At 71.5% G+C, this 23,485-nt stretch carries 22 protein-coding genes and 1 pseudogene; 8 read left to right on the forward strand and 15 right to left on the reverse strand.

Annotation, left to right across the window (positions count from 1 at the left end; genetic code table 11):
* The first annotated feature begins 14 nt into the window (after positions 1-14).
* The 5 genes from AB0M27_RS16375 to AB0M27_RS16395 all read left to right on the forward strand — a co-directional run bounded on the left by AB0M27_RS16375 (position 15) and on the right by AB0M27_RS16395 (position 5,435).
* Positions 15-1,382, forward strand: a complete 1,368-nt coding sequence (locus tag AB0M27_RS16375) for a sugar ABC transporter substrate-binding protein (protein ID WP_365722162.1) — start codon at positions 15-17, stop codon at positions 1,380-1,382.
* Entirely contained in the window at positions 1,379-2,314 is a 936-nt protein-coding gene (locus tag AB0M27_RS16380; protein ID WP_365722164.1) for a sugar ABC transporter permease, read from the forward strand. The genes AB0M27_RS16375 and AB0M27_RS16380 overlap by 4 nt, the downstream gene beginning before the upstream one ends.
* A complete protein-coding gene (locus AB0M27_RS16385) occupies positions 2,311-3,138 on the forward strand; it encodes a carbohydrate ABC transporter permease (protein ID WP_365722166.1) in 828 nt (275 codons plus the stop codon). Before AB0M27_RS16380 ends, AB0M27_RS16385 begins: the two co-directional genes overlap by 4 nt.
* On the forward strand, positions 3,135-4,124 hold the full coding sequence (locus tag AB0M27_RS16390) for a zinc-dependent alcohol dehydrogenase family protein (protein ID WP_365722168.1): 990 nt from the start codon (positions 3,135-3,137) through the stop codon (positions 4,122-4,124). The genes AB0M27_RS16385 and AB0M27_RS16390 overlap by 4 nt, the downstream gene beginning before the upstream one ends.
* Positions 4,125-4,211: 87 nt before the next feature.
* Complete coding sequence (locus AB0M27_RS16395; protein ID WP_365722170.1) at positions 4,212-5,435, forward strand: TerD family protein; 1,224 nt, start codon at positions 4,212-4,214, stop codon at positions 5,433-5,435.
* Between the two features lie 110 nt (positions 5,436-5,545).
* Here the strand turns inward: AB0M27_RS16395 and AB0M27_RS16400 are convergent, their stop codons facing one another.
* The 7 genes from AB0M27_RS16400 to AB0M27_RS16430 all read right to left on the reverse strand — a co-directional run bounded on the left by AB0M27_RS16400 (position 5,546) and on the right by AB0M27_RS16430 (position 13,763).
* Positions 5,546-6,133 carry a helix-turn-helix domain-containing protein gene (locus tag AB0M27_RS16400; protein ID WP_365722172.1) on the reverse strand — a complete coding sequence of 196 codons (588 nt, stop codon included), beginning with the start codon at positions 6,131-6,133 and terminating at the stop codon, positions 5,546-5,548.
* 61 nt (positions 6,134-6,194) lie between these two features.
* Positions 6,195-6,905 (reverse strand): 2'-5' RNA ligase family protein, encoded by a 711-nt coding sequence (locus AB0M27_RS16405; RefSeq protein ID WP_365722174.1) that lies wholly within the window; start codon positions 6,903-6,905, stop codon positions 6,195-6,197.
* A gap of 71 nt (positions 6,906-6,976) precedes the next feature.
* A complete protein-coding gene (locus tag AB0M27_RS16410) occupies positions 6,977-8,005 on the reverse strand; it encodes a 1-aminocyclopropane-1-carboxylate deaminase (protein WP_365722176.1) in 1,029 nt (342 codons plus the stop codon).
* Between the two features lie 25 nt (positions 8,006-8,030).
* Positions 8,031-8,678 carry a GntR family transcriptional regulator gene (locus tag AB0M27_RS16415; RefSeq protein WP_365722178.1) on the reverse strand — a complete coding sequence of 216 codons (648 nt, stop codon included), beginning with the start codon at positions 8,676-8,678 and terminating at the stop codon, positions 8,031-8,033.
* A gap of 104 nt (positions 8,679-8,782) precedes the next feature.
* Positions 8,783-10,366, reverse strand: coding sequence for a TROVE domain-containing protein (locus AB0M27_RS16420; RefSeq protein WP_365722180.1), 1,584 nt, complete (start codon positions 10,364-10,366; stop codon positions 8,783-8,785).
* Between the two features lie 358 nt (positions 10,367-10,724).
* The gene (locus AB0M27_RS16425; protein ID WP_365722182.1) at positions 10,725-12,173 is read right to left on the reverse strand and encodes an alkaline phosphatase PhoX; all 1,449 of its coding nucleotides are present in this window, start codon (positions 12,171-12,173) and stop codon (positions 10,725-10,727) included.
* Between the two features lie 162 nt (positions 12,174-12,335).
* Positions 12,336-13,763 (reverse strand): hypothetical protein, encoded by a 1,428-nt coding sequence (locus AB0M27_RS16430; RefSeq protein WP_365722184.1) that lies wholly within the window; start codon positions 13,761-13,763, stop codon positions 12,336-12,338.
* A gap of 265 nt (positions 13,764-14,028) precedes the next feature.
* Between AB0M27_RS16430 and AB0M27_RS16435 the strand changes: the two genes are divergently transcribed.
* The gene (locus AB0M27_RS16435) at positions 14,029-15,855 is read left to right on the forward strand and encodes an endonuclease/exonuclease/phosphatase family protein (RefSeq protein ID WP_365722186.1); all 1,827 of its coding nucleotides are present in this window, start codon (positions 14,029-14,031) and stop codon (positions 15,853-15,855) included.
* 12 nt (positions 15,856-15,867) lie between these two features.
* Here the strand turns inward: AB0M27_RS16435 and AB0M27_RS16440 are convergent, their stop codons facing one another.
* The 5 genes from AB0M27_RS16440 to AB0M27_RS16460 form a co-directional block, all read right to left on the reverse strand.
* Complete coding sequence (locus AB0M27_RS16440) at positions 15,868-16,605, reverse strand: SRPBCC domain-containing protein (protein ID WP_365722188.1); 738 nt, start codon at positions 16,603-16,605, stop codon at positions 15,868-15,870.
* Between the two features lie 14 nt (positions 16,606-16,619).
* A complete protein-coding gene (locus AB0M27_RS16445) occupies positions 16,620-17,231 on the reverse strand; it encodes a helix-turn-helix domain-containing protein (RefSeq protein WP_365722190.1) in 612 nt (203 codons plus the stop codon).
* Positions 17,232-17,322: 91 nt separating this feature from the next.
* The gene (locus tag AB0M27_RS16450; protein ID WP_365722192.1) at positions 17,323-17,883 is read right to left on the reverse strand and encodes a DUF3618 domain-containing protein; all 561 of its coding nucleotides are present in this window, start codon (positions 17,881-17,883) and stop codon (positions 17,323-17,325) included.
* A 285-nt stretch (positions 17,884-18,168) separates the two neighbouring features.
* Positions 18,169-18,873 (reverse strand): hypothetical protein, encoded by a 705-nt coding sequence (locus tag AB0M27_RS16455; protein ID WP_365722194.1) that lies wholly within the window; start codon positions 18,871-18,873, stop codon positions 18,169-18,171.
* On the reverse strand, positions 18,870-19,013 hold the full coding sequence (locus tag AB0M27_RS16460) for a hypothetical protein (protein ID WP_365722196.1): 144 nt from the start codon (positions 19,011-19,013) through the stop codon (positions 18,870-18,872). The genes AB0M27_RS16455 and AB0M27_RS16460 overlap by 4 nt, the downstream gene beginning before the upstream one ends.
* A 166-nt stretch (positions 19,014-19,179) precedes the next feature.
* Between AB0M27_RS16460 and dapA the strand changes: the two genes are divergently transcribed.
* Positions 19,180-20,082 (forward strand): 4-hydroxy-tetrahydrodipicolinate synthase, encoded by a 903-nt coding sequence (gene dapA, locus AB0M27_RS16465; RefSeq protein WP_365722198.1) that lies wholly within the window; start codon positions 19,180-19,182, stop codon positions 20,080-20,082.
* On the opposite strand, the gene AB0M27_RS16470 is transcribed toward dapA, so the two are convergent.
* Together AB0M27_RS16470 and AB0M27_RS16475 are read right to left on the reverse strand one after the other, a co-directional pair.
* A complete protein-coding gene (locus tag AB0M27_RS16470) occupies positions 20,083-21,303 on the reverse strand; it encodes a WD40 repeat domain-containing protein (protein ID WP_365722200.1) in 1,221 nt (406 codons plus the stop codon).
* Positions 21,300-21,851 (reverse strand): SigE family RNA polymerase sigma factor, encoded by a 552-nt coding sequence (locus tag AB0M27_RS16475; RefSeq protein ID WP_365722202.1) that lies wholly within the window; start codon positions 21,849-21,851, stop codon positions 21,300-21,302. Before AB0M27_RS16475 ends, AB0M27_RS16470 begins: the two co-directional genes overlap by 4 nt.
* Positions 21,852-21,992: 141 nt before the next feature.
* On the opposite strand from AB0M27_RS16475, the gene AB0M27_RS16480 reads away from it, so the two are divergent.
* Positions 21,993-22,496 carry a hypothetical protein gene (locus AB0M27_RS16480; protein ID WP_365722204.1) on the forward strand — a complete coding sequence of 168 codons (504 nt, stop codon included), beginning with the start codon at positions 21,993-21,995 and terminating at the stop codon, positions 22,494-22,496.
* 474 nt (positions 22,497-22,970) lie between these two features.
* On the opposite strand, the pseudogene AB0M27_RS16485 reads toward AB0M27_RS16480, so the two are convergent.
* Positions 22,971-23,203: pseudogene (locus AB0M27_RS16485) on the reverse strand (IS1380 family transposase); the annotation flags it as partial.
* Positions 23,204-23,485: the final 282 nt, after the last annotated feature.

Genomic DNA, 23,485 nt, shown 5'->3' on the forward strand with positions numbered 1-23,485 from the left:
TCCAGGAGCGATCCATGCGAACCCAGAGCCGACGGAGGCCGCGAGCCACGCTCGCCATGGCTGCCGCAGGGACGCTGCTCGCCCCGCTGCTCTCCGGCTGCTGGGTCGGAGCGGGCGGGACCGGTTCCGGCGGCAACTCCATCAACGTGCTGATGGTCAACAACCCGCAGATGACCGAGCTGCAGAAGCTCGCCCCCCGCTTCACCGAAGAGACCGGCATCAAGGTCAACTTCACGGTCCTACCCGAGAACGACGTCCGCGACAAGATCAGCCAGGACTTCGCCAACCAGGCGGGCCAGTACGACGTGGCGACGCTGAGCAACTACGAGATACCGATCTACGCCCGCAACGGCTGGCTGCACGAGATGAGCTCGTACGTCGCCAAGGACCCGTCGTACGACGAACAGGACGTCCTGGGCCCCATGCGCCAGTCCCTCACCGCCTCCGACGGCAAGCTCTACGGCCAGCCCTTCTACGGCGAGTCGTCCTTCCTGATGTACCGCAAGGACGTGTTCGCGGCGAAGGGTCTGACGATGCCGGCGCATCCGACCTGGCAGCAGGTCGCCGACCTCGCCGCGCAGGTGGACGGCGCACAGTCCGGCATGAAGGGCATCTGCCTGCGCGGCCTGCCCGGCTGGGGCGAGATGATCGCGCCGCTGACCACGGTGGTGAACACCTTCGGCGGCACCTGGTTCGACAAGAACTGGAAGGCTCACCTCGACTCCCCGGAGTTCGAGAAGGCGACGAAGTTCTATGTCGACCTGGTGCGGGGGCACGGCGAGTCCGGCGCCGCCCAGTCCGGCTTCGCCGAGTGCCTCAATGACATGACCCAGGGCAAGGTCGCCATGTGGTACGACGCCACCTCCGCGGCCGGCCTGCTGGAGGCGAAAGGATCCCCCGTCAAGGGCAAGCTCGGCTACGTCCCCGCCCCCGTGGAGAAGACCCCGTCCTCCGGCTGGCTCTACACCTGGGCCTGGGGCATCCAGCAGGCCTCCCGCAATCCGGACAAGGCCTGGAAGTTCGTGTCCTGGGCGTCCGGCAAGGAGTACGAGCGGCTGGTCGGCGAGACCAGCGGCTGGCCGAACGTCCCGGCGGGCAAGCGGGCGTCGACGTACACCAACGCCGACTACCGCGCATCGGCCGCCGCCTTCCAGGACATGACCAAGCAGGCCATCGAGAGCGCCCGCCCGAACGACCCCGGCGTACAGCCGCGCCCCGCGCCCGGCATCCAGTTCGTCGACATCCCCGAGTTCACCGATCTCGGCACCAAGGTCTCCCAGGAGATCAGTGCGGCCATCGCCGGACGCCAGTCCGTCGACTCGGCCCTGAAGAAGTCTCAAGCGCTCGCCGAGAAGATCTCCAAGGAGTACGAGGGACGATGACCGTGACGACAGCACCCCTTGCGACCACACCGGTACGCGCCACGCGGCAGCCCTCCGCCCGCCTGCGCGCCTGGGCCACCCGGGCCCCCCTCATGCCCGCCCTCGTCTTCATGATCGTCGTGACCCAGCTGCCGTTCGTGGCCACGCTGGTGATCTCCTTCTTCGACTGGAACGCCCTCTATCCCAAGGCCCGCCACTTCACCGGCCTGGACAACTACCACCAGGTCCTGACCGACGCGGACCTGCGCCACTCGGTCTGGACGACCGTGCTGCTCACGGTGACGGTGGTGCTGGTCAGCCTGGTCCTCGGACTGGCGCTGGCCCTGCTCCTGGACCGGAAGTTCCGCGGCCGGGGCGTCGTCCGCACCCTGCTGATCGCCCCGTTCCTCGTCGTCCCGGTGGCCGCTGCCCTGCTCTGGAAACATGTGCTCTACAACCCCGAATACGGCCTGCTCAATGGGTTGTTGCACTATGTGGGCGGCCCAGAGCCCGACTGGATCTCCAACACCCCGCTGCTCGCGGTCGAGGCCTCCCTGGTGTGGCAGTGGACGCCGTTCATGATGCTGATCCTGCTGGCCGGACTGCAGAGCCGTGACCACGAGCAGATCGAGGCCGCGCGGGTGGACGGCGCGAACGACTGGCAGGTCTTCCGCCATCTGACGCTCCCGCACCTGCGGCGCTACCTCGAACTCGGCGCCCTGCTGGGCTCGATCTACATCGTCCAGAACTTCGACGCGGTCTTCACGATCACGTCCGGCGGACTCGGCACCGCCAACCTGCCCTACACCGTCTACCAGAGCTTCTACCAGGCCCACGAGAACGGCCTCGCCTCGGCCGCCGGCGTCCTGGTGGTCATCGGCTCGATCATCATCGCGACCTTCGCTCTGCGCGTGGTGTCGTCCCTGTTCCGCGAGGAGGTGTCCCGCGCATGAACGCCGTGCTCCGCCGCAACGGCCTGGGTCTCGTCGCCTGGCTCGTCGGGATCGTGTTCTTCCTGCCCATCGCCTGGATGGCGCTGACCTCCTTCCACTCGGAGGCGGACGCGGCGACCAATCCGCCGTCCTTCGCCGCGTCGCTGACCCTCGACGGCTACCGCGAGTTCTTCGGGTCGGGCGGCGGCGCGAGCCCCTGGCCGGCGCTGATCAACTCCACGGTGGCGTCCGTGGTGTCGACGATCTGCGTGCTGCTCCTCGCCCTGCCGGCGGCGTACGCGCTGTCCATCCGGCGGGTGAGGAAGTGGACGGACGTCCTGTTCTTCTTCCTGTCCACGAAGATGCTGCCGGTGGTGGCCGGTCTGCTGCCGATCTACCTGTTCGCGAAGAACACCGGGATGCTCGACAACATCTGGCTCCTGGTCATCCTCTACACCTCCATGAACCTGCCGATCGCGGTGTGGATGATGCAGTCCTTCCTCGCCGAGGTCCCGGTGGCGGTGATCGAGGCGGCGCAGATCGACGGCGCCCGGCTGCCGACCATCCTCGCGCGCGTGGTCGCCCCGATCGCCCTGCCCGGCATCGCCGCCACCGCACTGATCTGCTTCATCTTCAGCTGGAACGAGCTGCTGTTCGCCCGGGTCCTGACGGGCGTGGTCGCCGAGACCGCCCCCGTCTTCCTGACCGGCTTCATCACCAGCCAGGGCCTGTTCCTGGCCAAGGTGTGCGCCGCGTCGCTCGTCGTCTCCCTGCCGGTGCTCGCCGCGGGGTTCGCCGCCCAGGACAAGCTGGTCCAGGGCCTGTCGTTGGGAGCTGTGAAATGAAGGCCGCCGTCATCGAGTCCGTGGGCCGCGCCGTCGTCACCGAGGTGCCCGACCCGACTCCGGGCCCCCGCGAGGTCGTCGTCGAGGTGGCGGCCTGCGGCCTGTGCGGCACGGATCTGCACATCCTCCAGGGGGAGTTCGCGCCCAAGCTGCCGATCGTCCCCGGGCACGAGTTCGCGGGCGAGGTGGTCGGCGTCGGCGGCCAGGTCACCGAGGTCGCGGTCGGCGACCGGGTGGCCGTGGATCCCTCCCTGTACTGCTACGAGTGCCGCTACTGCCGCGACGGCCACAACAACATGTGCGAGCGGTGGGGTGCGATCGGCGTGACGACGGCGGGCGGGGCGGCACAGTACGCGGTCGCCCCCGTGGCCAACTGCGTGAAGCTGCCCGAGCACGTGCGCACCGAGGACGCGGCCCTGGTGGAGCCGCTGTCCTGCGCGGTGCGCGGCTATGACGTCCTGCAGTCCCGCCTGGGCGCCCATGTGCTGATCTACGGCTCCGGGACCATGGGGCTGATGATGCTGGAGCTGGCCAAGCGGACCGGAGCGGCGAGCGTGGACGTGGTCGACGTCAACTCGGCCCGCCTGGGGACCGCCCGCAAGCTCGGCGTCTCGGGCGCGGCGGAAAGCGCGGAGGAGCTGGACCGCCCACAGGGCTGGGACGTGGTCGTGGACGCGACCGGCAACGCGGCGGCGATCCAGGACGGGCTGGAGCGGGTGGCGAAGGCGGGCACGTTCCTGCAGTTCGGGGTGGCCGACTACGCCACCCGGGTGACGATCGACCCGTACCGCATCTACAACCAGGAGATCACCATCACCGGCTCCATGGCGGTGCTGCACAGCTTCGAGCGGGCGGCCGAGCTGTTCGCGAACGGGGTGCTGGACCCGCAGGTGTTCATCAGCGACCGGATCCCGCTGGCCCGGTACCCGCAGGCGCTGGAGCAGTTCGCGGCCGGGGTGGGACGGAAGATCGTGGTGGTGCCCTGAGGCGATTCGGGGTCGGGCCCTGAGCCGATCGGGGGTCGGGTAAGGGAACGGTAAAGCGGTGTCGTTCGTTCACCCGGCATGACAGCTATGACCCCTGGCTCGAACATCCCTCTCCCCGCCGCGCGCGTGACGGTGGACGTCGCCGCTCCCGTGCGGCTCGACGTGTCGGGCCTGCTGCTCACGGCCGACGGCAAGGTGCGCTCGGACGACGACTTCATCTTCTACAACCAGCCGGCGGGGCCGGGCGTGACGTACACCTCCGGCGGCGGTGCGGCGCCGGACGCGATCACGGTCGACACCGCCGCCGTCCCGCCGGACATCGAGAAGATCGTGGTCACGGCCAGCCCGGACGCGGCCGGCCAGACCTTCCAGGGCATCGAGCCGACGGCCACGATCCGCGACGCGGTCGGCGGCACGGTGCTGGCCACGTTCACACCACCGCAGCTCGGCGCGGAGACGGCGCTGGTCGTGGTGGAGATCTACCGCCGGGGCGGCGTCTGGAAGGCCCGCGCGGTCGGCCAGGGATACGCCAACGGGCTGGCCGGCATCGCGACGGACTTCGGGGTGACGGTGGAGGAGCCGGCGGCCACGCCCGCGGCACCCCCGCAGCCGGCCGCCGCCCCCGCGGCCCCGCCGCAGCAGCCCGTCGCTCCGCCGCCGCCCACCATGCAGCCACCGGTCACCCCGCCGGTGTCCGCTCCCCCGGCCCCGCCCTCCCCGGCACCGGGCGCGGGGAAGATCAACCTCGACAAGGGCCGGGTCAGCCTCCAGAAGAACCAGACCGTTTCCCTGATCAAGGGCGGCCGCCCGCTGCTCTCCCAGGTCAAGATGGGGCTCGGCTGGGAGCCTGCGTTCCGCGGCGCGGACATCGACCTGGACGCCTCCGTCATCGCCTACGGCCCGCAGCGCAACCACATCGACAGCTGCTACTTCGGCAAGCTGACGATCCTGAACGGCGCGATCAGACACTCCGGCGACAACCTCACCGGTGAGGGCGCGGGCGACGACGAGGTGATCACGGTCGACCTCGGCCGGCTCTCCCAGGAGGTCACCGGCCTGGTCTTCACGGTCAACTCCTTCTCCGGGCAGAAGTTCACCGAGGTCGCCAAGGCCTACTGCCGTCTGCTGGACGCCACCACCGGCGAGGAACTCGTCCGCTTCGACCTCACCCACGCCGAGCCCCAGACGGGCGTGATGATGGCCAAGCTCATCCGCCAGTTCTCGGGCGAGTGGGACATGACGGCGATGGGAGACTTCGTGAAGGCCCGGACGGTGAGAAACATGGTGAAGCCGGGGGCGCAGGCCCTGTAGCTCGTCGGGGGCGGGGAGCTGTGCGGCCGGAGATCGCCGTCGGGGTGCGGACCGTTGCCGGGCGCGGGTCCATCGTGGCCGGCCGCGCCCGCGCGGCGGTAGCCGCATATTCAATGCGGCCCCGCGCCCCTTCGGGGCGCCAGCCCCTCCATCAGCAGTGCCAGGTACCGCCGGATCTCCCGCCCCTGCCCGCCCCCCAGTTCCGAAGCCGTCGCCACCCCGTGGGCCAGCCGCAGCAGCTCGATCGGCCGCAGGTCGGCCCGCAGGGCACGCTCCTTCTGAGCCGCCTCCACCAACCGGCCCGCCGCCCTCTGCACCGTCGTGGCGCACGCCGTCGACGCGGCCGAGCTGCCGTCCGTGACCGCCGATCCCAGCAGGGCCTTCATCCCGCGCACCTGAATTGTGGCCACGCACAGCTCGTTGAGCCACTCCATCAGCGCCTCACCCGGCGGCAGTTCCTTCGCCAGTTCGTCGGCCCGCGCCCCCAGCGCCTCCATCCGGTCCACGTACGCGGCCTCCAGCAGCGCCTGCCGGGTCGGGAAGTGCCGGTAGAGCGTGCCGGAGCCGACGCCCGCCCGCTTGGCGATGTCGTCCAGCGACGCGTTCTCCCCATGCTCGGCGAAGGCCTGTGCCGCCACCTTCAGCAACCGCTCGTAGTTGCGCCGAGCGTCCGCGCGCATGGGTCTGACCTGCGGCATCCAGCAACTCCTCGCACACCGGGGATCGTCTCCACAGCCTAGCGAGACCCGGTTCGCCCGGTCAGCGCCGCTCGGGTGGCTCGTATCCGCCGCTCGCCGGGTCCGGTCCGGTGTGGCGGCGTACGGCACCGGTGCCCAGGCCGACCGTGGCGCGCGTCCGCATGGGGCCGTCACCACGGCGGGACAGCACGGCGATCTCGTCCACGCGCGCGTGCAGCACCCCGAGCCGGGCGGCGCATTCGGCCGCGAGGACACGCGGGACACGGGTGCGCCCGAGCGAGAGGTGCGGGGTGAAGCGGGGGAAGCGGTCCGTGCAGGACGGGAAGGGCTCCGCCAGCACGCGCCGGAGCTCCGTCCAGGGCGCGGCGCCGGCCGCCGCGGGGTCGAGCCACACGGTGGAGTAGGACCGGTGGCGGAAGGAGCGGACCCCGCCGAGCCGGATGTCGAAGGGCTCGCACTCCGTGGCCGCGGCGGCCAGCAGCGGGAGCGCCGCCGGGAAGTCCTCCTCCGGCACGAAGCCGAAGATCAGGTTCACATGGGGCGGCCAGCGCCGGATCTGCGGGTCGTGCTCGGCGCGGATGCCCTGGATGGCGGGCCACAGCCCGGCCGGGGGCAGCCATGCCACGGCGGTCCGGGGCGTGGGGGCCGACTCCAGGCGGCCGGGGGCCGCCGCCGGGAGGGGGACCTCGGGCGGACCGGGCACCTCAGCCGGTCGGTGGGCCTCGGGCGGTCGGTGGGCCTCGGGCGGGCCGGGCTTCGCGGGGCGGGGCACCCTTCCATCATGGCCCCGCCCCCCAAGCGGGGCGTCGACGCGAGCTCGGCCCGAACAGGGCTGGGACAGAACTAGAACAGGGCGCTGTAGGCGTTGAGCGCCGGCTGGCCCCCGAGGTGGGCGTAGAGCACGGTGGAGTCCGCGCCGATCTCGCCGCGCCCGACGAGATCGATGAGCCCGGCCATCGACTTCCCCTCGTACACGGGGTCGGTGACCATGCCCTCGGTCCGCGCGGCCAGCCGCATGGACTCCAGGGTGTTCTCGTCGGGGATGCCGTACGTCCCCGCGTGGTACCGCTCGTCCAGCACGATGTCCGTCTCGGTCAACTCCCCCTTCAGTCCAATCAGTTGACCCGTGGCGTGGGCGATGCGGGCGATCTGCCCACGGGTGGCGGCGGGTTTGGCCGACGCGTCGATGCCGATCAACCGGCGCCGCCGTCCGCCCGCCTCCTCGAGCGCCCGGAACCCGGCGACCATGCCCGCCTGCGTGGACCCGGTCACCGAGCACACGATCACCGTGTCGAAGAAGACGTCCAACTCCTCCTCCTGCTGGGCGACTTCGTAGGCCCAGTGGGCGAAGCCGAGGCCGCCGAGCGGGTGGTCGGAGGCGCCGGCCGGAATGGCGTACGGCTTGCCGCCCGTCGCCTCGACGTCCCTGAGCGCCTGCTCCCAGCTCTCCTTGAACCCGATGCCGAACCCGGCCCGCACCAGCCGCACCTCGGCCCCGGCCAGCCGGCTGATCAGGATGTTGCCCACCTTGTCGTACACGGAGTCCGGCCACTCGACCCAACTCTCCCGCACCAGCACGCACTTGAGTCCAACGCGGGCGGCGACGGCCGCGACCTGGCGGGTGTGGTTGGACTGCACCCCGCCGATCGACACCAGCGTGTCGCAGCCCTGGGCGAGCGCGTCGGCGACCAGGTACTCCAGCTTGCGGGTCTTGTTCCCGCCATAGGCGATCCCGGAGTTGCAGTCCTCCCGCTTGGCCCACAGCGAGGCGCCACCGAGGTGCGCGGTCAAGCGTGGGAGCGGATGCACCGGGGAGGGACCGAAGAGGAGGGGGTAACGCTGGTACGACGCCAGGGACGCGGGCTGGGACACGGGGCCTCCAGGGACGGAGAAGGGATCAGTCGGGGTCGGCCAGGTCGGTGAGCGTGCGCCAGATCTGCTCCGTGACGCGGACCGCGCCGTCCACGTCACCGCCGGCGCAGGCCTCGATCAGCCGCTCGTGCAGTCCGGCCGAGCGGCACGATCCGCCCTCGCCGAAGCGCTGTCGCTCCAGGCGGCGGATGAGCGGGGTGTAGCGGGCGACGGTGGCGGCGGCCGCGCGGTTGCCGGCCGCCCGGACCAGCACGTCGTGCAGATCGTCGTCGCCGCGCAGGGCCTCGTCCACGTCGCCGGCGCGCGCGGCGGCGGCGAACCGTTCGTTGGCCGTGCGCATCTCCGCCACGTCCGCCGGCCGCAGCCGGGGGACGGCGACCCGGGTGACCAGCTCGTGCATGGCGCCGACCACGGCCGCCGCGTCCCGTACGTCGGCGGCGACGAGCGGGGTGACCCGGGTGTAGCTCTGCGGCTTGCTCTCCAACAGCCCCTCGTCCACCAGCCGGGAGAAGGCCTCGCGCACCGGCGCCCGGGACAGCCCGAGCCGCTCGGCGAGGTCGGCGTCGCGCACCACCGCGCCGGGCTCGATCTCCCCGGCCACGATGGCGTCCCGGATCGCGGCGTAGGCACGGTCCCGCAGCAGGGTGCGGGGAACGGGTCGTAGGGCCTGCATGACTAAAATGTTAGATGTCAGCCTGCTGCCCGACAATCCCCCAGGCACAGATGTGGCCCGCACCCCCCGTAGAAGTGCGGGCCACGCTCAGGGCCGGATGCGGATCAGGCCTGCCACGGCCAGCGGCTGTCGTCGGCCGTCTCAAGGAGGGAGACCATCCGGAAGGCCGCGTCCGAGAGGCCGCCGAAGGTGTGGCGGTTCCCCGTGCCCGACGGTCCGTGGCCCGCCCGGTATCCCTCCAGGTTCCAGGTGTAGACGGGCACATGGGCCGGGATCTGGGCGGTGGGGTCGCCGTGCCGGTTCGGGGCGTACTGCTCGTCGGTGACGATCAGCACCCGGTCGTGCTTCCGGTAGTGCCGGCGCACCGCGTCGGTGGTGTCGGTGCCGCCCAGGCTGCCGAAGCGCTCCAGGATCTTCAGCACCGACTCGCCCTTGCGGAACCTCACCTTGTCACTGGCCGTACCGAACTGGACGAGGTCGGCGTCGGCCGCCCGCAGGGCGAGCGCGGTGCCGAAGATCGCCGCCGCGTCGGCCCGGGTGAGCTCCGAGCGGTCCCGGGACTGCGCCCAGAACATCGAGCCCGACCGGTCGACCAGGACCAGCGTCCGGCCCGGCAGCGCGGGCACGTTGGCCAGCGAGTGGCCGAGCGCCTGCTCCAGCGGGTAGGACCAGCGCAGCGACGGCGCGTGCCGGTAGGCGGCGAGGTAGCGGAAGGGGAACTGCCGCGAGCGCGCCACCTGCTCCGGGTCGCTGATCTTCGCCGCCACCCGGACCGCGACCTCGTCGGACACCCCGGCCTCGTCGAAGTTGCGCAGATTGCGCACGAGCGCCATCGCACCCATCGACGGGATCACGGCCTCCCAGGCCGCCTTGTCCATGGGGCCCTGGAGCCAGCCGGCCAGCGCCTCCCAGGTGATCCCCGCCGCCGCGAGCCGTTCGGTGCCACCGGGCGAGGTGACGACCGCCCGCCGGTCCCGCACCGGCAAGGCCATCAGTTCGCGGTGTGCGGTGAGCACCGGCAGGGACGCGGGCGGCACGGCGGTGTCCGGGTGGTGCCGGCGGTCGAGCGCGTACTGGAACAGCTCGCCCTGCCACGGCTTGTCCGGGTCCGGTGCCGCGTGCACCAGGTTGAGGATGTCGCCGAAGCGGTAGCCCTTGGACGCGGTGTCGTACTTCAGCAGCGACTTGGCGTGGTACAGCCGTCGTACGGCGTCGGCGACTCCGCGCTTGACGGGCTTGGGCACGGCACGGCCGTGGACGGACGTCCAGTACGCGAGCAACTCGCCGGGCTCGTCCGGGCGCTGGAGTACGGAGTCCACGACCTGCCGGTTCGACGGGCCGTCGGTCGCACCGGCCGTCAGACGTGCGTGCACGTACTCGGCGGCGCCGACGAGCGAGGCCGTCCGCAGGTGCCCGTCCCCGCGCAGCCAGCCGAGCAGGCCGGCCGTCCAGTCGGGGTCGCCGACGGCGAGCTCGCGCACGAGCCGGGCGAACCGGTCGTCGCGGTCGGTGCCGGACTCGTAGAAGGTGCTCCGCGTGACGAAGTTGGAGACGGCGAGCAGAAAGAGCTCGGAGCGTGCGTCCCGCTCGTGCCCCCGGCCGCCCTCGTACGTCGACAGGGTCCGGCCGGTCGTGGTGACGGGCGAGATCGGCTGCGCCTTCGCGACACGCGTGTTGAATCGCGCCATGGTGAATTCCCCCGAATTCCTTGCCATTTCGGAGGGAGGCGCAGCAAGTGGAGGGTGTCCGAGGTCGAGAGTCGGCGACGGTCCTTAGTCAGATGCTCTATCCATTGAGCTACATCGACCCGTGGTCGACGACGGGAGTCGAACCCGCAACCTTCTGATCCCATGAAGTATCCGCGGCCTGCGCACCGGACACCCGCCATGAGCTGCGCCTCCCGAGATCAAGTCGGCTGCGGCTGTTGTTTCATTCCTGGAGAGGGAAGTAGCCGCTGCCATCGCACCGGGAGGTGCGTGACGTTGTGATCTCACTGTAGGAGGCGCAGCTCTGGAGGTGCGAGCCAATTAATCTCCGCTTCCGGCGTTACCGCTGCTGCCGCTTCCACGGCCCGGTGATGGCGAGCATGATGCCGGGCGTCTGGATGTTGGCGAACAGGATCCGGCCGTCGGGTGAGAAGGTGACGCCGGTGAACTCGCTGTACTCCGGCTCCGCTTCGGTGCCGATGTTGAGCTCGTTGCGGGCGATCGGGTAGGTACGGCCGCTCTCGGTGGCGCCGAACAGGTGCTGGACGCCCTCGCCGTCCTCGGCGATGACGAGGCCGCCGTACGGGGAGACGGTGATGTTGTCGGGGCCGTCGAAGGCGCCGTCCTTGGCCGGTTCCGGGTTCACACCGAGCAGCACCTTCAGGGTGAGGGTCCGGCGTCGCGGGTCGTAGAACCAGACCTGGCCGTCGTGCTGGACCGGGCTCTCCGCACGGGCGAAGGAGGAGACGATGTAGGCGCCGCCGTCGCCCCACCACATGCCCTCCAGCTTGCGGGCGCGGGTGACCTGGCCGTCGGTGAACTGCTTACGGACCGAGACCGTCTTGGCGTCGCGGTCGGGGACGTCGACCCAGTCGACGCCGTAGACCGTGCCGATCTTCGTGGCGCGGGACAGGTCGTCCACGAACTTGCCGCCGGAGTCGAAGCACTTGAAGGCCTGCAGCACACCGGCGTCGTCGGCGAGGGTGCGCAGCTTGCCGCGGCCGTGGCGGAAGCCCTCCGGCGGGGTCCAGCGGTAGAGCAGGCCGTTGGGGCCGGCCGCGTCCTCGGTCAGGTAGAGGTGGCCGCGCTTGGGGTCGACGACGACGGCCTCGTGGGCGTAGCGGCCGAGGGCCTTGATCGGCTTGGGGTCGCGGTTGGCCCGGCGGTCCTCCGGGTCGACCTCGAAGACGTAGCCGTGGTCCTTGGTGAAACCGTTCTTGCCGGCCTTGTCCTCGGTCTCCTCGCAGGTCAGCCAGGTGCCCCACGGGGTGCTGCCGCCCGCGCAGTTGGTTGCGGTGCCGGCGATGCCGACCCACTCCGCGACCTCGCCGCCGTGGCGGACCTCGACGACGGTGCAGCCGCCGGCCGCCGCCGGGTCGTAGACGAGGCCCTCGGTCAGCGGGACCGGGTGCGGCCAGTTGGCGCGAGCGCCGGCGAGCTCGTGGTTGTTGACGAGGAGGGTGGTGCCGCGGGGGCCCTCGAAGGTGGCGGTGCCGTCGTGGTTGGACGGGGTGAACTCGCCGGACTCCAGCGTGGTCTTGCCGCTGTAGGTGATGATCTTGTACGTGAAGCCCTCGGGCAGGGCCAGGATGCCGTTCGGGTCGGAGATCAGCGGGCCGTAGCCGACGCCGTGGTGGCCACCGTGCGCCGACTCCGCCTCGTCGCTGTCGATGTCCGTCGCGGCGAGGGCGTTCGGCGCCGTGGCGAGCGCGCCGACGCTGCCCGCCAGGGCGACACCGGCACCGGTGATCGCGGATTTTCTGGCGAAGTCCCTGCGGGTGAGCGACATGGTGTGTCTCCTGAGACGGTGGGAGTGCCGTGGAGGGTGGCGGACCTCGGTTCGGCGCACACGCTCCCGCCACACCTTGAACGGGAGTTGAACAAAGGACTACTTCAGAGGCCCTTGTTCAAGAATCCGTATGCGCCACCCCATGACCGGCCCAAGGAGATGTCAAGCCCCGTGCTGCGACCGCGCCTTGAACGCGGCCTTGCGCGCTTCCTTCGCCACCTTCTTGTCCGGATGCAGCCGCCCCATCGCCTCCAGCACCTCGGCCGTGGCCGGATGCTCCACCCGCCAGGCCGCGGAGAAGAACCCGCTGTGCTGCTCGGCCAGCCCCTCCACCAGCGCCTGGAGCTCCTCGGAGTTGCCCTCGGCCGCCAGCTGCGCCGCCACCGTGTCGATGGTCAGCCAGAACACCAGCTCCTGCGACGGCGCCGGCACACCCGCCGCACCCCGTTCGCTGAGCCACACCCGGGCGAGCCCGCCCAGTTCCGGGTCGTCCAGCACCTCCCGCAACGCCGGCTCGGCCTCCGCGCCGATCAGGGACAGGGCCTGCTGGCAGCGCAGCCTGCGCAGCGGCGCGCCCGCGTCCGCACCCCGTGCCGCCGCCAGCAACTCCCGTGCCGCGGTGAGCGGTTCCCGCCGGGCGAGCCACTGCTCGGTCTCGGCGCGCGCCGCCGCCTGGCCGAACGCGGCCGTACCGTCGAGCAGCGCGTCCGCGCCCTTGTCGGCGAGGTCACCGACGGCCGGTGCCTGGAGCCCGGCCTCCAGCAGCCGCGCCCGCAGCCCGTACGCGCCGAGCGGGGTGAGCCGGACCATGCCGTACCGCGAGACGTCGGTGTCGTCCACCGGCGCGGCGGGCTCCTCGTCGGCGTCGGCCATGAGGGCCTCGTCCACCGGCCGGTACTCCACGACCCCGGCCGGCTCCAGCATCCGGAACTGGTCGTCCAGCCGCATCATCGCGTCGGAGACCTGCTCCAGGACGTCGTTGGTGGGCTCGCCCATGCCGTCGGGGAGGATCACCGAGGCGGCCAGGGCGGGCAGCGGGACCGGGCCGTCGCTGGGGCCGTCCTCACTCACCGTCAGCAGATACAGGTTGCCGAGGACGCCGTCCAGGAACTCCGCCTCGGCCTCGAGATCCCAGTCGAGTGACGAGAAATCGATCCGGCCGCCCCCGTCCAGGGCGTCGACCAGATCGTCCAGATCCGGAACGCTCGCGTCGGCGATGACGGTCTCCAGCGCGGCGAGCCACACGGCGAGCACATCGGCCGGAGCACCGGCGGTGAGCAGCTTCAGCTCCTCGCCGGCGCGGACCGTTCCGGCCTCCTCGTCCACGATCTCGACCAGTCCGGCGTCCACGGCGACCCGCCAGGCCTCACTGGCGTACGCGGCGGCGTCGTCGCCGCTCAGTCCGAGCAGTTCGGCGGCGGCCGGAAGCTGCTCCTCGGCCAGTCCGCCACCGGCGTCCACGCGGGTCTCGGGCCCGGCCCAGCGGGCGAGGCGGGCGGCGCGGGAGAGCAGCGGAGTGGACAGCGCGGCGCGTGCCAGCTCCGCTTCGGAGTGCAGCCGTACGGGCGGCAGGGGGGCGCTGTCTGACATCGGCTGGTTCTCCTCGGACCGTGAAAGGGCTCAGCCGCTCAGCCTAGACGGATTTCCACCCATGCCGCCCGGTTCATCTCCCCGTCAGCCGTCGTACATGGCCGAAACCTTGACAACTCCCCACCCCAGGCAGGAGATTGACGCGCGTAGAAGTTGGGGGGACAACTGTTCACTCGGCTCTGCGCGTGTCACAGAGGGCTACGAGCCCCACACGCTCCCGTACCACCCTCGTCCCGGCGCATCGTCACGTCCCCGGAGGGATCCCTTGCCGAGCAGGTCTTCCGCGCGCCTCGCCGCGCTCACCGTCGCCGCCGTCTGCAGCGCGGCGTCCGCCGTCGTCCTCACCTCGCCCGCCCACGCCGACTCCGTGCGTATCCACGACATCCAGGGCACCACCCGAATATCGCCGTTCGCGGGCCAGAAGGTGACGGACGTGCCGGGCGTCGTCACGGCCACGCGCGCATACGGCTCCTCCAGAGGTTTCTGGATCCAGGATCCGAGCCCGGACGACAACCCGGCCACCAGCGAGGGCGTCTTCGTCTTCACCAGCTCCACCCCGAAGGTCGCGGTCGGCGACTCGGTGACGGTGACCGGCACGGTCTCCGAGTACGTTCCCGGCGGCACCTCCTCCGGCAACCAGTCCCTGACGGAGATCACCAAGCCGACGATCACCACCGTCTCCACCGGCAACGCGGTCCCGGCGCCGGTCGTGATCGACGAGGACTCGGTGCCGGACGCGTACACGCCCGAGGGCGACACCGCCGCCGCCGGCTCGATCAACGGCCTGACCCTGGACCCGTCGGCGTACGCCCTGGACTACTACGAGTCCCTGGAGGGCATGAACGTCCAGGTCGAGGACACCCGCGTGGTCACCGCCACCGACCCCTACAGTGAGCTGTGGGTCACGGTGAAGCCGTGGGAGCACCGCGGCCACCGGGGCGGCACGGTCTACGGCTCCTACGACTCGCAGAACACCGGCCGGCTGCAGATCCAGTCGCTGGGCTCCACCGCCGACTTCCCGAAGGCGAACGTCGGCGACACCCTGGAGGGCGCCACCACCGGCCCGCTGGACTTCAACCAGTACGGCGGCTACACCCTGGTCGCGAGCAAGCTCGGCACGCTGCAGAGCGGCGGCCTGGAGCGGGAGACCACGCAGAAGCAGTCGAGCCGCGAACTGGCGGTGGCGACCTACAACGTCGAGAACCTCGACCCGTCGGACGCCACCTTCGACCAGCACGCCGCCGCGATCGTGAACAACCTGCAGTCGCCCGACATCGTGTCCCTGGAAGAGATCCAGGACAACAACGGCGCCAAGGACGACGGCACGGTCGACGCGAGCGAGACCGTGAACAAGCTGATCGACGCGATCGTCGCGGCGGGCGGCCCGAAGTACGAATGGCGCTCGATCAACCCGGTCAACGACCAGGACGGCGGCGAGCCCGGCGGCAACATCCGCCAGGTGTTCCTGTTCATCCCGGAGCGGGTGTCCTTCGTGGACCGCGCGGGCGGCGACTCCACCACCGCGGTCGGTGTCACCAAGGTGGACGGCAAGGCGCAACTGACGGTCTCCCCGGGACGTATCGACCCGACGAACGCGGCCTGGAACAGCAGCCGCAAGCCGCTGGCCGGCGAGTTCGTCTTCCACGGCAAGACCGTCTTCGTGATCGCCAACCACCTCAACTCCAAGGGCGGCGACCAGAGTCTGACCTCGCAGTACCAGCCGCCCGTGCGCAGCTCGGAGATCCAGCGCCACGCCCAGGCGACCGAGGTGAACGCGTTCGTCAAGGACATCCTGTCCGTGCAGAAGAACGCGAACGTCATCGCGCTCGGCGACATGAACGACTTCGAGTTCTCCGAGACCGCGAAGATCCTCGAAGGCGACGGCGAGCTGTGGTCGGCGATCAAGTCGCTGCCGAAGAGCGAGCGGTACACCTACGACTACCAGGGCAACGAGCAGGTCCTGGACCAGATCCTGATCAGCCCGGCGATCCGGCGCGGCTGCGACTTCGAGTACGACAGCGTGCACATCAACGCCGAGTTCAACGACCAGATCAGCGACCACGACCCGCAGGTGCTGCGCTTCCGCCCGTGAGCGAAGCCGCTCTCAGGACCGGCTGAACACTCCGTTCAGCCAGTCCTGCCAGCCGTTCTCGCTCGCCTCGGCGTCGGCGTCCGGCGCGAAGTCGTGCACGCTGATGCCGAGCGGAGCGCCCCAGTGGCCGCGCCCGAAGAAGCGGATGAGCGCGTCGTCGGTGCGCAGCCCGATGAAGTACGGGGTGCGGTAGTCGAGTACGGCGTCCAGGGTCCGCCCGCCGGGACCCTGGACGGCGACCTTCGCACCCGCGGCGGCGTCGTCCGCCAGGCCGAGGGCACGCCCGGCGGCGGCGAGCGCCTCCGAAGTCCCCGAGGCCGCGGGCCCGTTCAGCTGGGCGAAGGTGACCGGGCGGGGCGCGAAGTGCGTGAGGTACTCGCACAAGGTGTGCAGATAGAAGTTGGTGTGCTTGCTGGCGCCGTCGTACTGGTTGTTCCAGTCGTCGGTGAAGATGCCGCTGTGCACATAGCGCACCCAGGCACGGCGGCCCTCGTCGCGGGGCTCGATGGTGTAGTCGAGCTGGTTGAGCGACTGGACCGGGAAACCGACGTCCTCGCTGCGGTTGGTGTAGTGGTGCGGCGGGTCCCAGGCGGTGACGGTGGACCCGAAGGGCCCCGAGCCGCCGACCCGGGGCTCGGGCGGGTCCATGGGCCACAGATAGCCACCGGTACCGGTGGTGACGGCCTCCCACACCTTCTCGGGCGGGACGTCGACCTCGAACTCGCGGACGATCTCGAATTCCTGGGACATGGCGGGGCTCTTTCTCACTGGTCCAGTGCGGGGGCGGACTGCTGTTCCTTGACCGTGGGGTGGAGGGCGACGACGATCCGGTGATCCCTGCCACCCTCGGCGTCCGGGGCGTCGTACTTGCGGATCAGGGCGCTCACGCCCGCCGTCAGCTCCTGCACGAAGGCCGCGCGGTCGGCGGCGGAGGCGAACCGGACCTGGCCGTCCAGGGCATAGGTCGCCAGCCGCTTCCTGGCCTTGGCCGCGCCGGTGATCAGCGCACCGACGTCCCGCACCAGGCGGGCGCCGAGCGCGAGCAGCCAGCGCGCGGAGAGCTGGTCACGGAAGCGGTCCGGGTCCGGCTGTACGGCGGGCAGGGCGGCCGGCGAGATGACGTACGACGCCGCGGTCGCGCGCATCAGCCGCTCGGTGACATTGCCCTTGCGGCGCTCTCCGGCCAGCTCGACCAGGCCGTGCCGCTCCAGCGCCTTGAGGTGGTAGTTCACCTTCTGGCGGGGCAGTCCGACCTTGCCGGCCAGCATCGCCGCCGACGCGGGTCCGGCGGCCAGCTCGGCGAGCAGCCGGGCCCGGACGGGGTCCAGCGACACGGCCGCCGCCTCGGGGTCCTCGATCACGGTCACGTCCAGCATGCGACCACCCTCGCACCGAAAATTTTGTTTGTCCAGACGGACTGAGTTTTCGGCAGGAGGGTGGCGTCGAGCCCCCCGTGGGCCGGGGCGGTCAGTGGCGGCGGCGCTGCCTGCGCCAGGCGATGGCCGCCGTCACCGCGGCCGCGCCCAGCACCCCCGCGGCGAGGACGGGCCCCGGATGACGCCTGCCCGCGCGCAGCGCGCCACGCAGGGGCTGCGGGACGGTGTCGCCCATGGCGTGGCCCGCGCGCCCGGCCCGTTCCTGCACGACGTGCCCGGCGCGACTCGCCCGGCCCTGCGCCGCATGCCCGGCCTGCGCGGCGCGCCCCTGCAGCGCGTGCCCCACCTGCCCGGCCCTGCCTTGCACCGCGTGGCCCGCCTGGGCGGCCCGGCCCTGGACGGCGTGACCGGCCTTGGCGGCCCTGTCCTGCATGCCGTGGCCGGCGTGGGCGGCGCTCACGCGCAGTTGCACGGTCATGGCGCCGGCCTTGTCCCTCAGGTCGGCGGCCCGCACCCGGGCCCGGCCTTTGACATCGGCCTTGCCGACCAACTGGGCGACGGTGTGGCCGAGTTGATGCCTGGTGTGCTCGATCTGCTGCCGCAGCTCGTCGGGACCCTTGGCGCCCGATCCGTGCGGAACCCTGTGCTTCATCGGTGTGTGCCCTTTCCCTGATCGCTGTAGCGCTGAGCGTGATGCCTCCTGAGGCCGCACACGGCGGGGAGGGGACGTGGCGGGTGGTGTACGCCCGCGGTGGCCGGCGAAGACCTCCCGCACCACGCGACGATCAGCCCGCCGGACCGAGGACGGACACCACCCGGCGCGGCACCGACTCACAGACCACCGTAGGCGCGACACCGGCCACCACGCACCCGCACGGGCCGCCGCAGGCATCCGCACCAACGCACCCACACGTTCGGGTACCCGGCCCGAAGCCGGTTAGCCCCGCTCGGCGCCCCCGGTGCCGCGCTCACCCAGCCGCGCGAGTTGGCTCTGGAACCAGTCGAGTCGCGCCTGCAACAGCGCGGCCTCCGCGACGAGTTCGGGCACCCCCAACTCCGCCCCGGCCCGCGACTCACCGGACTCGCCAACGGGAAGTCCGCTGCCTCCGCCCCGCGCCGCCACCCGCAACCCCTGCCCGGCCAGCCGGGCGAAGCCGACGAGCGAGACGGACGTACGGCCGCGCACACAGCCCGCGCAGACGGGGCCGAGGGCCCGCCAGCCGGGCCTGCCCCAGCCGGCGTCGACGAGCGCGACGGCGGTGGCGCCACAGGCGCACGGGCCGGCGGTGGCCGTGCGCACCCGCTGCCGGGCGTAGCGGAAGCCGCGCTCGAAGCGGATGTAGGCGCCGAGCACGGAGACCTCCAGCAGCAGGGCGGTCCGGTGCTCGGCGGTGCACAGCATGGCCTCGGCGGCACTGCGGTCGTGGACGCAGTGGAAGCCGCAGTCGCACAGCCGGGCCGGCGGGCGGTGCCGGCGCCCGTAGACGCAGGAGGCGTCGTCGAGCACGGTGTACGGCAGCGCGCCGCCGAGCGACACACCGGTGAACCCGGCCCGGGTGCCGTCCTGGGACAGCACCGGGTGGGCGATCTTGTATCCGGTCGGCGGCTCCGTCGGGCGTTCCGCCGGGAGCCGCAGTCTCATCGGGCGGCCGGGACCTCTTCGCGGGCCGGCTCGGCCGGTTCGACGGGGGCCACGGTCTCCTCGGGCAGCGGGGTCCGCTCTTCGTGGACGAGCGGCCACTCCTCGGCGACTCCGGTGGCCAGTGCCTTGCCGAGCTTCATGGTGCCTCCATGACGGACGTCGGTGACCCTCCGGCCATAGTGACCCATGAGGGGCCGAGTTGGACACAGGACCTTCGGTCACCACGCCGATGCATCAGCAATGCTTAGCAATACTTTGTAGGAGAATTAAGTAGAGCTTCACCGAGGTCGTGCCGACACTACCCGTATGACAACCTCACGCACCACCACCCGCCCCTTCGGCCGCACGCTCTGCGCGATGATCACGCCGTTCACCGCGGAAGGCGCCCTCGACCTGGACGGTGCCCGGAAGCTGGCCGCGTGGCTGGTGGCGGAGGGCTGCGACGGCCTGGTGCTGAGCGGCACCACGGGCGAGTCGCCCACCACCACGGACGCGGAGAAGACCGAGCTGATCGCGGCGGTCCGGGAGGCGGTCGGCGACCGGGTGCCCCTGGTCGCGGGCGTCGGCAGTGCCGACACCCGGCACACCGTCGAGCTGGCCCTGGCGGCCGAGAAGGCGGGCGCCGACGGCGTGCTGGTGGTGACGCCGTACTACAGCAGGCCGCCGCAGGAGGCGGTGGAGGCGCACTTCCGCGCGGTCGCCGACGCGAGCGGGCTGCCCGTGATGCTCTACGACATCCCGGGCCGCACCGGCACCCGGATCGAACCGGAGACGATCATCCGCCTCGCCGCGCACCCGCGGATCGTGGCGGTCAAGGACTGCTCCTACGATTTCCTCGGCACCCAGAGGGTGCTGGCCCACACGGACCTGGCGTACTACGCGGGCTGCGACGAGCACGTACTGGCGCTGCACGCGGTCGGCGCGGCGGGCTGTGTGAGCACGGTCGCCAACGCCGTCCCCGCCGAGATCGCCGCGATCCTGGACGCCTTCGACGCCGGTGACACCGCCCGGGCGGCCGAACTCCAGCTGCGGGCCACGCCGTTGATCGAGGCGATGATGGGCGCGGGCCTGCCCGGCACGGTCACCGCCAAGGCCCTGCTCGCCCGCCTCGGCCGGCCCTCGGGCCCGGTGCGGGCCCCGCTGCTGCCCGCCGGCCCGGAGGCGGCCGACGGGCTGCTGGCGCAGTACGAGGCGCTCACGACGATCTGATCAGCGGTCGGCGAACACCGGCTCCCAGTCCCGGTCGCCGTAGCCGTCGTTCGGCTCCTGGAAACCGCTGAGCGGGACGACCTTGGTGCTGCCGATCGTGACCAGCACCAGCCGGGGCCGGTACCGCTCCACATCGGGGTCCCGTTCCCAGGCGATGAGCCGCTCGTCGTCCGCCCAGGCGAGCAGATGGGAGCCGCGCACCCGGATGATCTCCCTGCCGGTCAGCGGATCGAGGATCGAGGAGTACGACGTGTGGTGCGGCTCCGCCACCAGCCCCCAGGCGGCGAGCCGCCCGTCCGGGGACAGCCGGGCGCCGACGTCCGACCTCAGGTGGGCCTCGTTCGCGGGCGCGGGCACCTTCCGGCCCGTGAAGTCGTAGAACTGCTGCATGCCGTCGCGGGGTCCCACGATCCGCGCGTACAGCAGGTCACCGGCGCGGCTGAAGGCGAAGTCCTCCCGGCCGAGGAACTCGCGGCCCTGCGGAACCGCGACCCAGGTTCCCCGGCCGGAAGCCACGTCCAGGATCTCGAAGCCGGTCCGGGACAGGGACTCGAAGCGCGGCACCCAGTGGGAGCGGCCGGTCCGCCCGTCCATGGCCTTCTCGAACCCGTCGGGGTTCTCCGTGTACGTCGTGGCGACCAGCCTGCGGCCGTCACGCGAGAAGGCGAGCCCCCCGACGCCGTGCGACACCGGGATCCACCGCTCGACCTCCCCCGTCGCGAGGTCGAGCAGTCCGATCCGGGCGGCGGGCAGTTGCCGTTCCAGCACGGCGGCGGTCCGCAGGCCCGGGGCGACGGCCACGAACGACCACCGGTCGTCCTTCTCGTACCGGCCGGTCCTCTGGTTCAGCAGCCAGTACGTGCGCTCGCCGATCGCCCGGTCGGCGCTCCGCGGCACCACCTTCACCGTGTAGTACGCGGCCAGCACCGACCGCCCCGCCGCGACCAGCTCACGCGGCGGCCCCTGGTCCGGATGCGCGCTGACGTCACGGGAGTCCAGCACACCGGACGGCCGTACGTCCTTCCGGCCGCCGGAGTCCAGCAGCGGCACCCCGACACCGACGGCCACCACGGCGGCGGTGGCCACGGCGACGGACGCGAGCCGGCGGTTACGGCGGCGCCTGCGGGCGCCCAGCACCCGGTCGGCGAATCCCGCCGGCGCCGGCGGCTGCCGCTCGGCCTGTTCCCGCAGCGCGTCGCGCACGAGTTCCTCGACGTTCACGGGCGCACCTCCACGGGCGAGAAGTCACGGGACGGCTGCTGCCGGCCGGGGTCCAGTGCCGCCAACTCGGGGGCCAGCTCACGGAGTCTGGCCAGGGAGCGATGGGTGGTGGACCGTACGGTGCCCACGGAGCAGGCCAGGATCCGGGCCACGTCGGCCTCGGGCAGGTCCTCGAAGTACCGCAGCACCAGCACGGTGCGCTGGCGGGCGGTGAGCCGGGACAGGGCCGTACGCAGCACGAGCCGCAGCTCGGCGGCGCCGGACGCGTCCGAAGCCACGGCGTCCTCCGGAAGCTCGGCGACGGTCACCTCCCGCCGCGGCCACTTCAGCCGCCAGCGGCTGATCTGCTGCCGGTACAGGATCCGCCGTACGTACGCCTCCGGCTCGTCGATCCGCTGCCATCGTCCGGCCGCCTTGACCAGCGCGTTCTGCAGCAGGTCCTCGGCGGCGTGCCGGTCGCCGCCGGTCAGCAGGACGGCGGTCTTCAGCAGCGCGGACGACCTGCCGGCCACGAACTCCCGGAAGCTCTCCTGCGCTTCGGCATCCATCGTCACCTTCTCTTTCCCCCGGGCCCCTCGTCGTCGGGGGCCCTACATCCCTCCTGACGCGCGCAGCCACCGCCCGCTATGCCTCACACCCGCAAGAAAATCCGGGCGGGCCGGCAGTCTGTCCTGCCGTACGGTGTCCCCGTGAACCGCCCCCTGCTGTTCCTGGACGTCGACGGCCCCCTCAACCCCTACGCGGCCAAGGCGGAACGCCGGCCCGCGGGCTATACGACGATCCGGGTGCCTGTGTTCTCCCGACGCCCGCTGCGGGTGTGGCTGAACCCGGACCACGGTCCGGCCCTGCTCCGGCTCGGCTACGAACTGGTCTGGGCGACGACGTGGACGGCCGAGGCCAACGTCTGGATCGCCCCGGTCGTCGGCCTGCCCGAGCTGCCGTACGTCGACTTCGGCACGGGCCTGTTCGCCGAGCGGCCCGACGGCGTGCACTGGAAGACGGAGGCGATCGTGGCGTACACCGGGGGCCGCCCGTTCGCCTGGGTGGACGACGAGCAGAGCGCGGCCGACGGCCGGTACGTCAGCACGCACCATCCCGGATCCGCCCTGCTCCATCACGTGAACCCGAGGATCGGCCTGCGCGAGGACGACTTCGCGGCGCTGCGGGAGTTCGCGGCGGCTCCGTCCGGATGACGGAGCACCCTTCACCGCGCGGTGAAGGGCGCTTCGTGTCGGACTCTCAGCCGGATCTCAACGGCGAGTGACGAGCGCGCGGTAGAACTTTCCCTGCTTCATCCAGCCCGGCTGCGCTCTGCTCCGCCGGGCGCGCTCCCGGCTCCGCTGCGGGCGACGCTCCTGCCTCCGGCGGGGGATCGGCCGGCACCGGGATGGAGGGGCGCCGTCTGCGACTGCGGGTCCGTCGTGGCGTGCGCGGGGGCTCCCATCCCGTCCACCATCGACCCAGGCAGAGCCGAGCAGACGCGGCCCATGGCGTCCAGGTCGTTCGTACAGTGGCGCGCTCCACCTGGACGCCAGGAACCACGCCCGCTCCACGGTGTGTGGGTCCACGGCGGACGGGATGGGAGCTGGGGAGGGTGGTGGGTTGGGGAAGGTGGGACGCCACCGGTACAGGAGAAGGCGACCACCCTCAAACTCCTCGGCGCCTCGCAGCAGCGGGGTACGCGCGGCCAGAGCGGGCAGGAACCGGCGGGCCACCGCGTGCAGTTGCTTGACGTGCCCGTGGCTGAAGGACCGCAGGAAGGAACCCAGCGTGGAGGGGGCCCGCACCCCGGCGAACAGCCTCGGCAGCCCGCCGTGCCGCAGCCGGTCCATGTCATCGATGCTGTCCGCCCGGCGACCATGCCGCCGACCAGCGACATCACCTTCGCCGCCGGGAAGGCCGATGCCGTCCTTCGAGGCCGGCAGCCCGACGTGCTCGCCGACGAGCGCGGGCAGTCCGCACCGCTCGGCCGGCCGCACCACCGAGGCCGGCCCGCCGTAGCCGACCAGATTCGGATCATCGAACCGTGCGGAGACCCTCGCCGCGGCATGGGAAGATTGCCATCTCGGAAGTGCCTTGCCGATCGTGCGTACCGGAAGCGTGAAGAACTCCCATCATCGCAGGTCACAAGGCGCTTCCTCGTTTCCGGAGAAACCATCCGCAGGCACCAAGCCGGTGAATC

This window comes from Streptomyces sp. NPDC052107 (assembly GCF_040680215.1).
Lineage (GTDB): Bacteria > Actinomycetota > Actinomycetes > Streptomycetales > Streptomycetaceae > Streptomyces.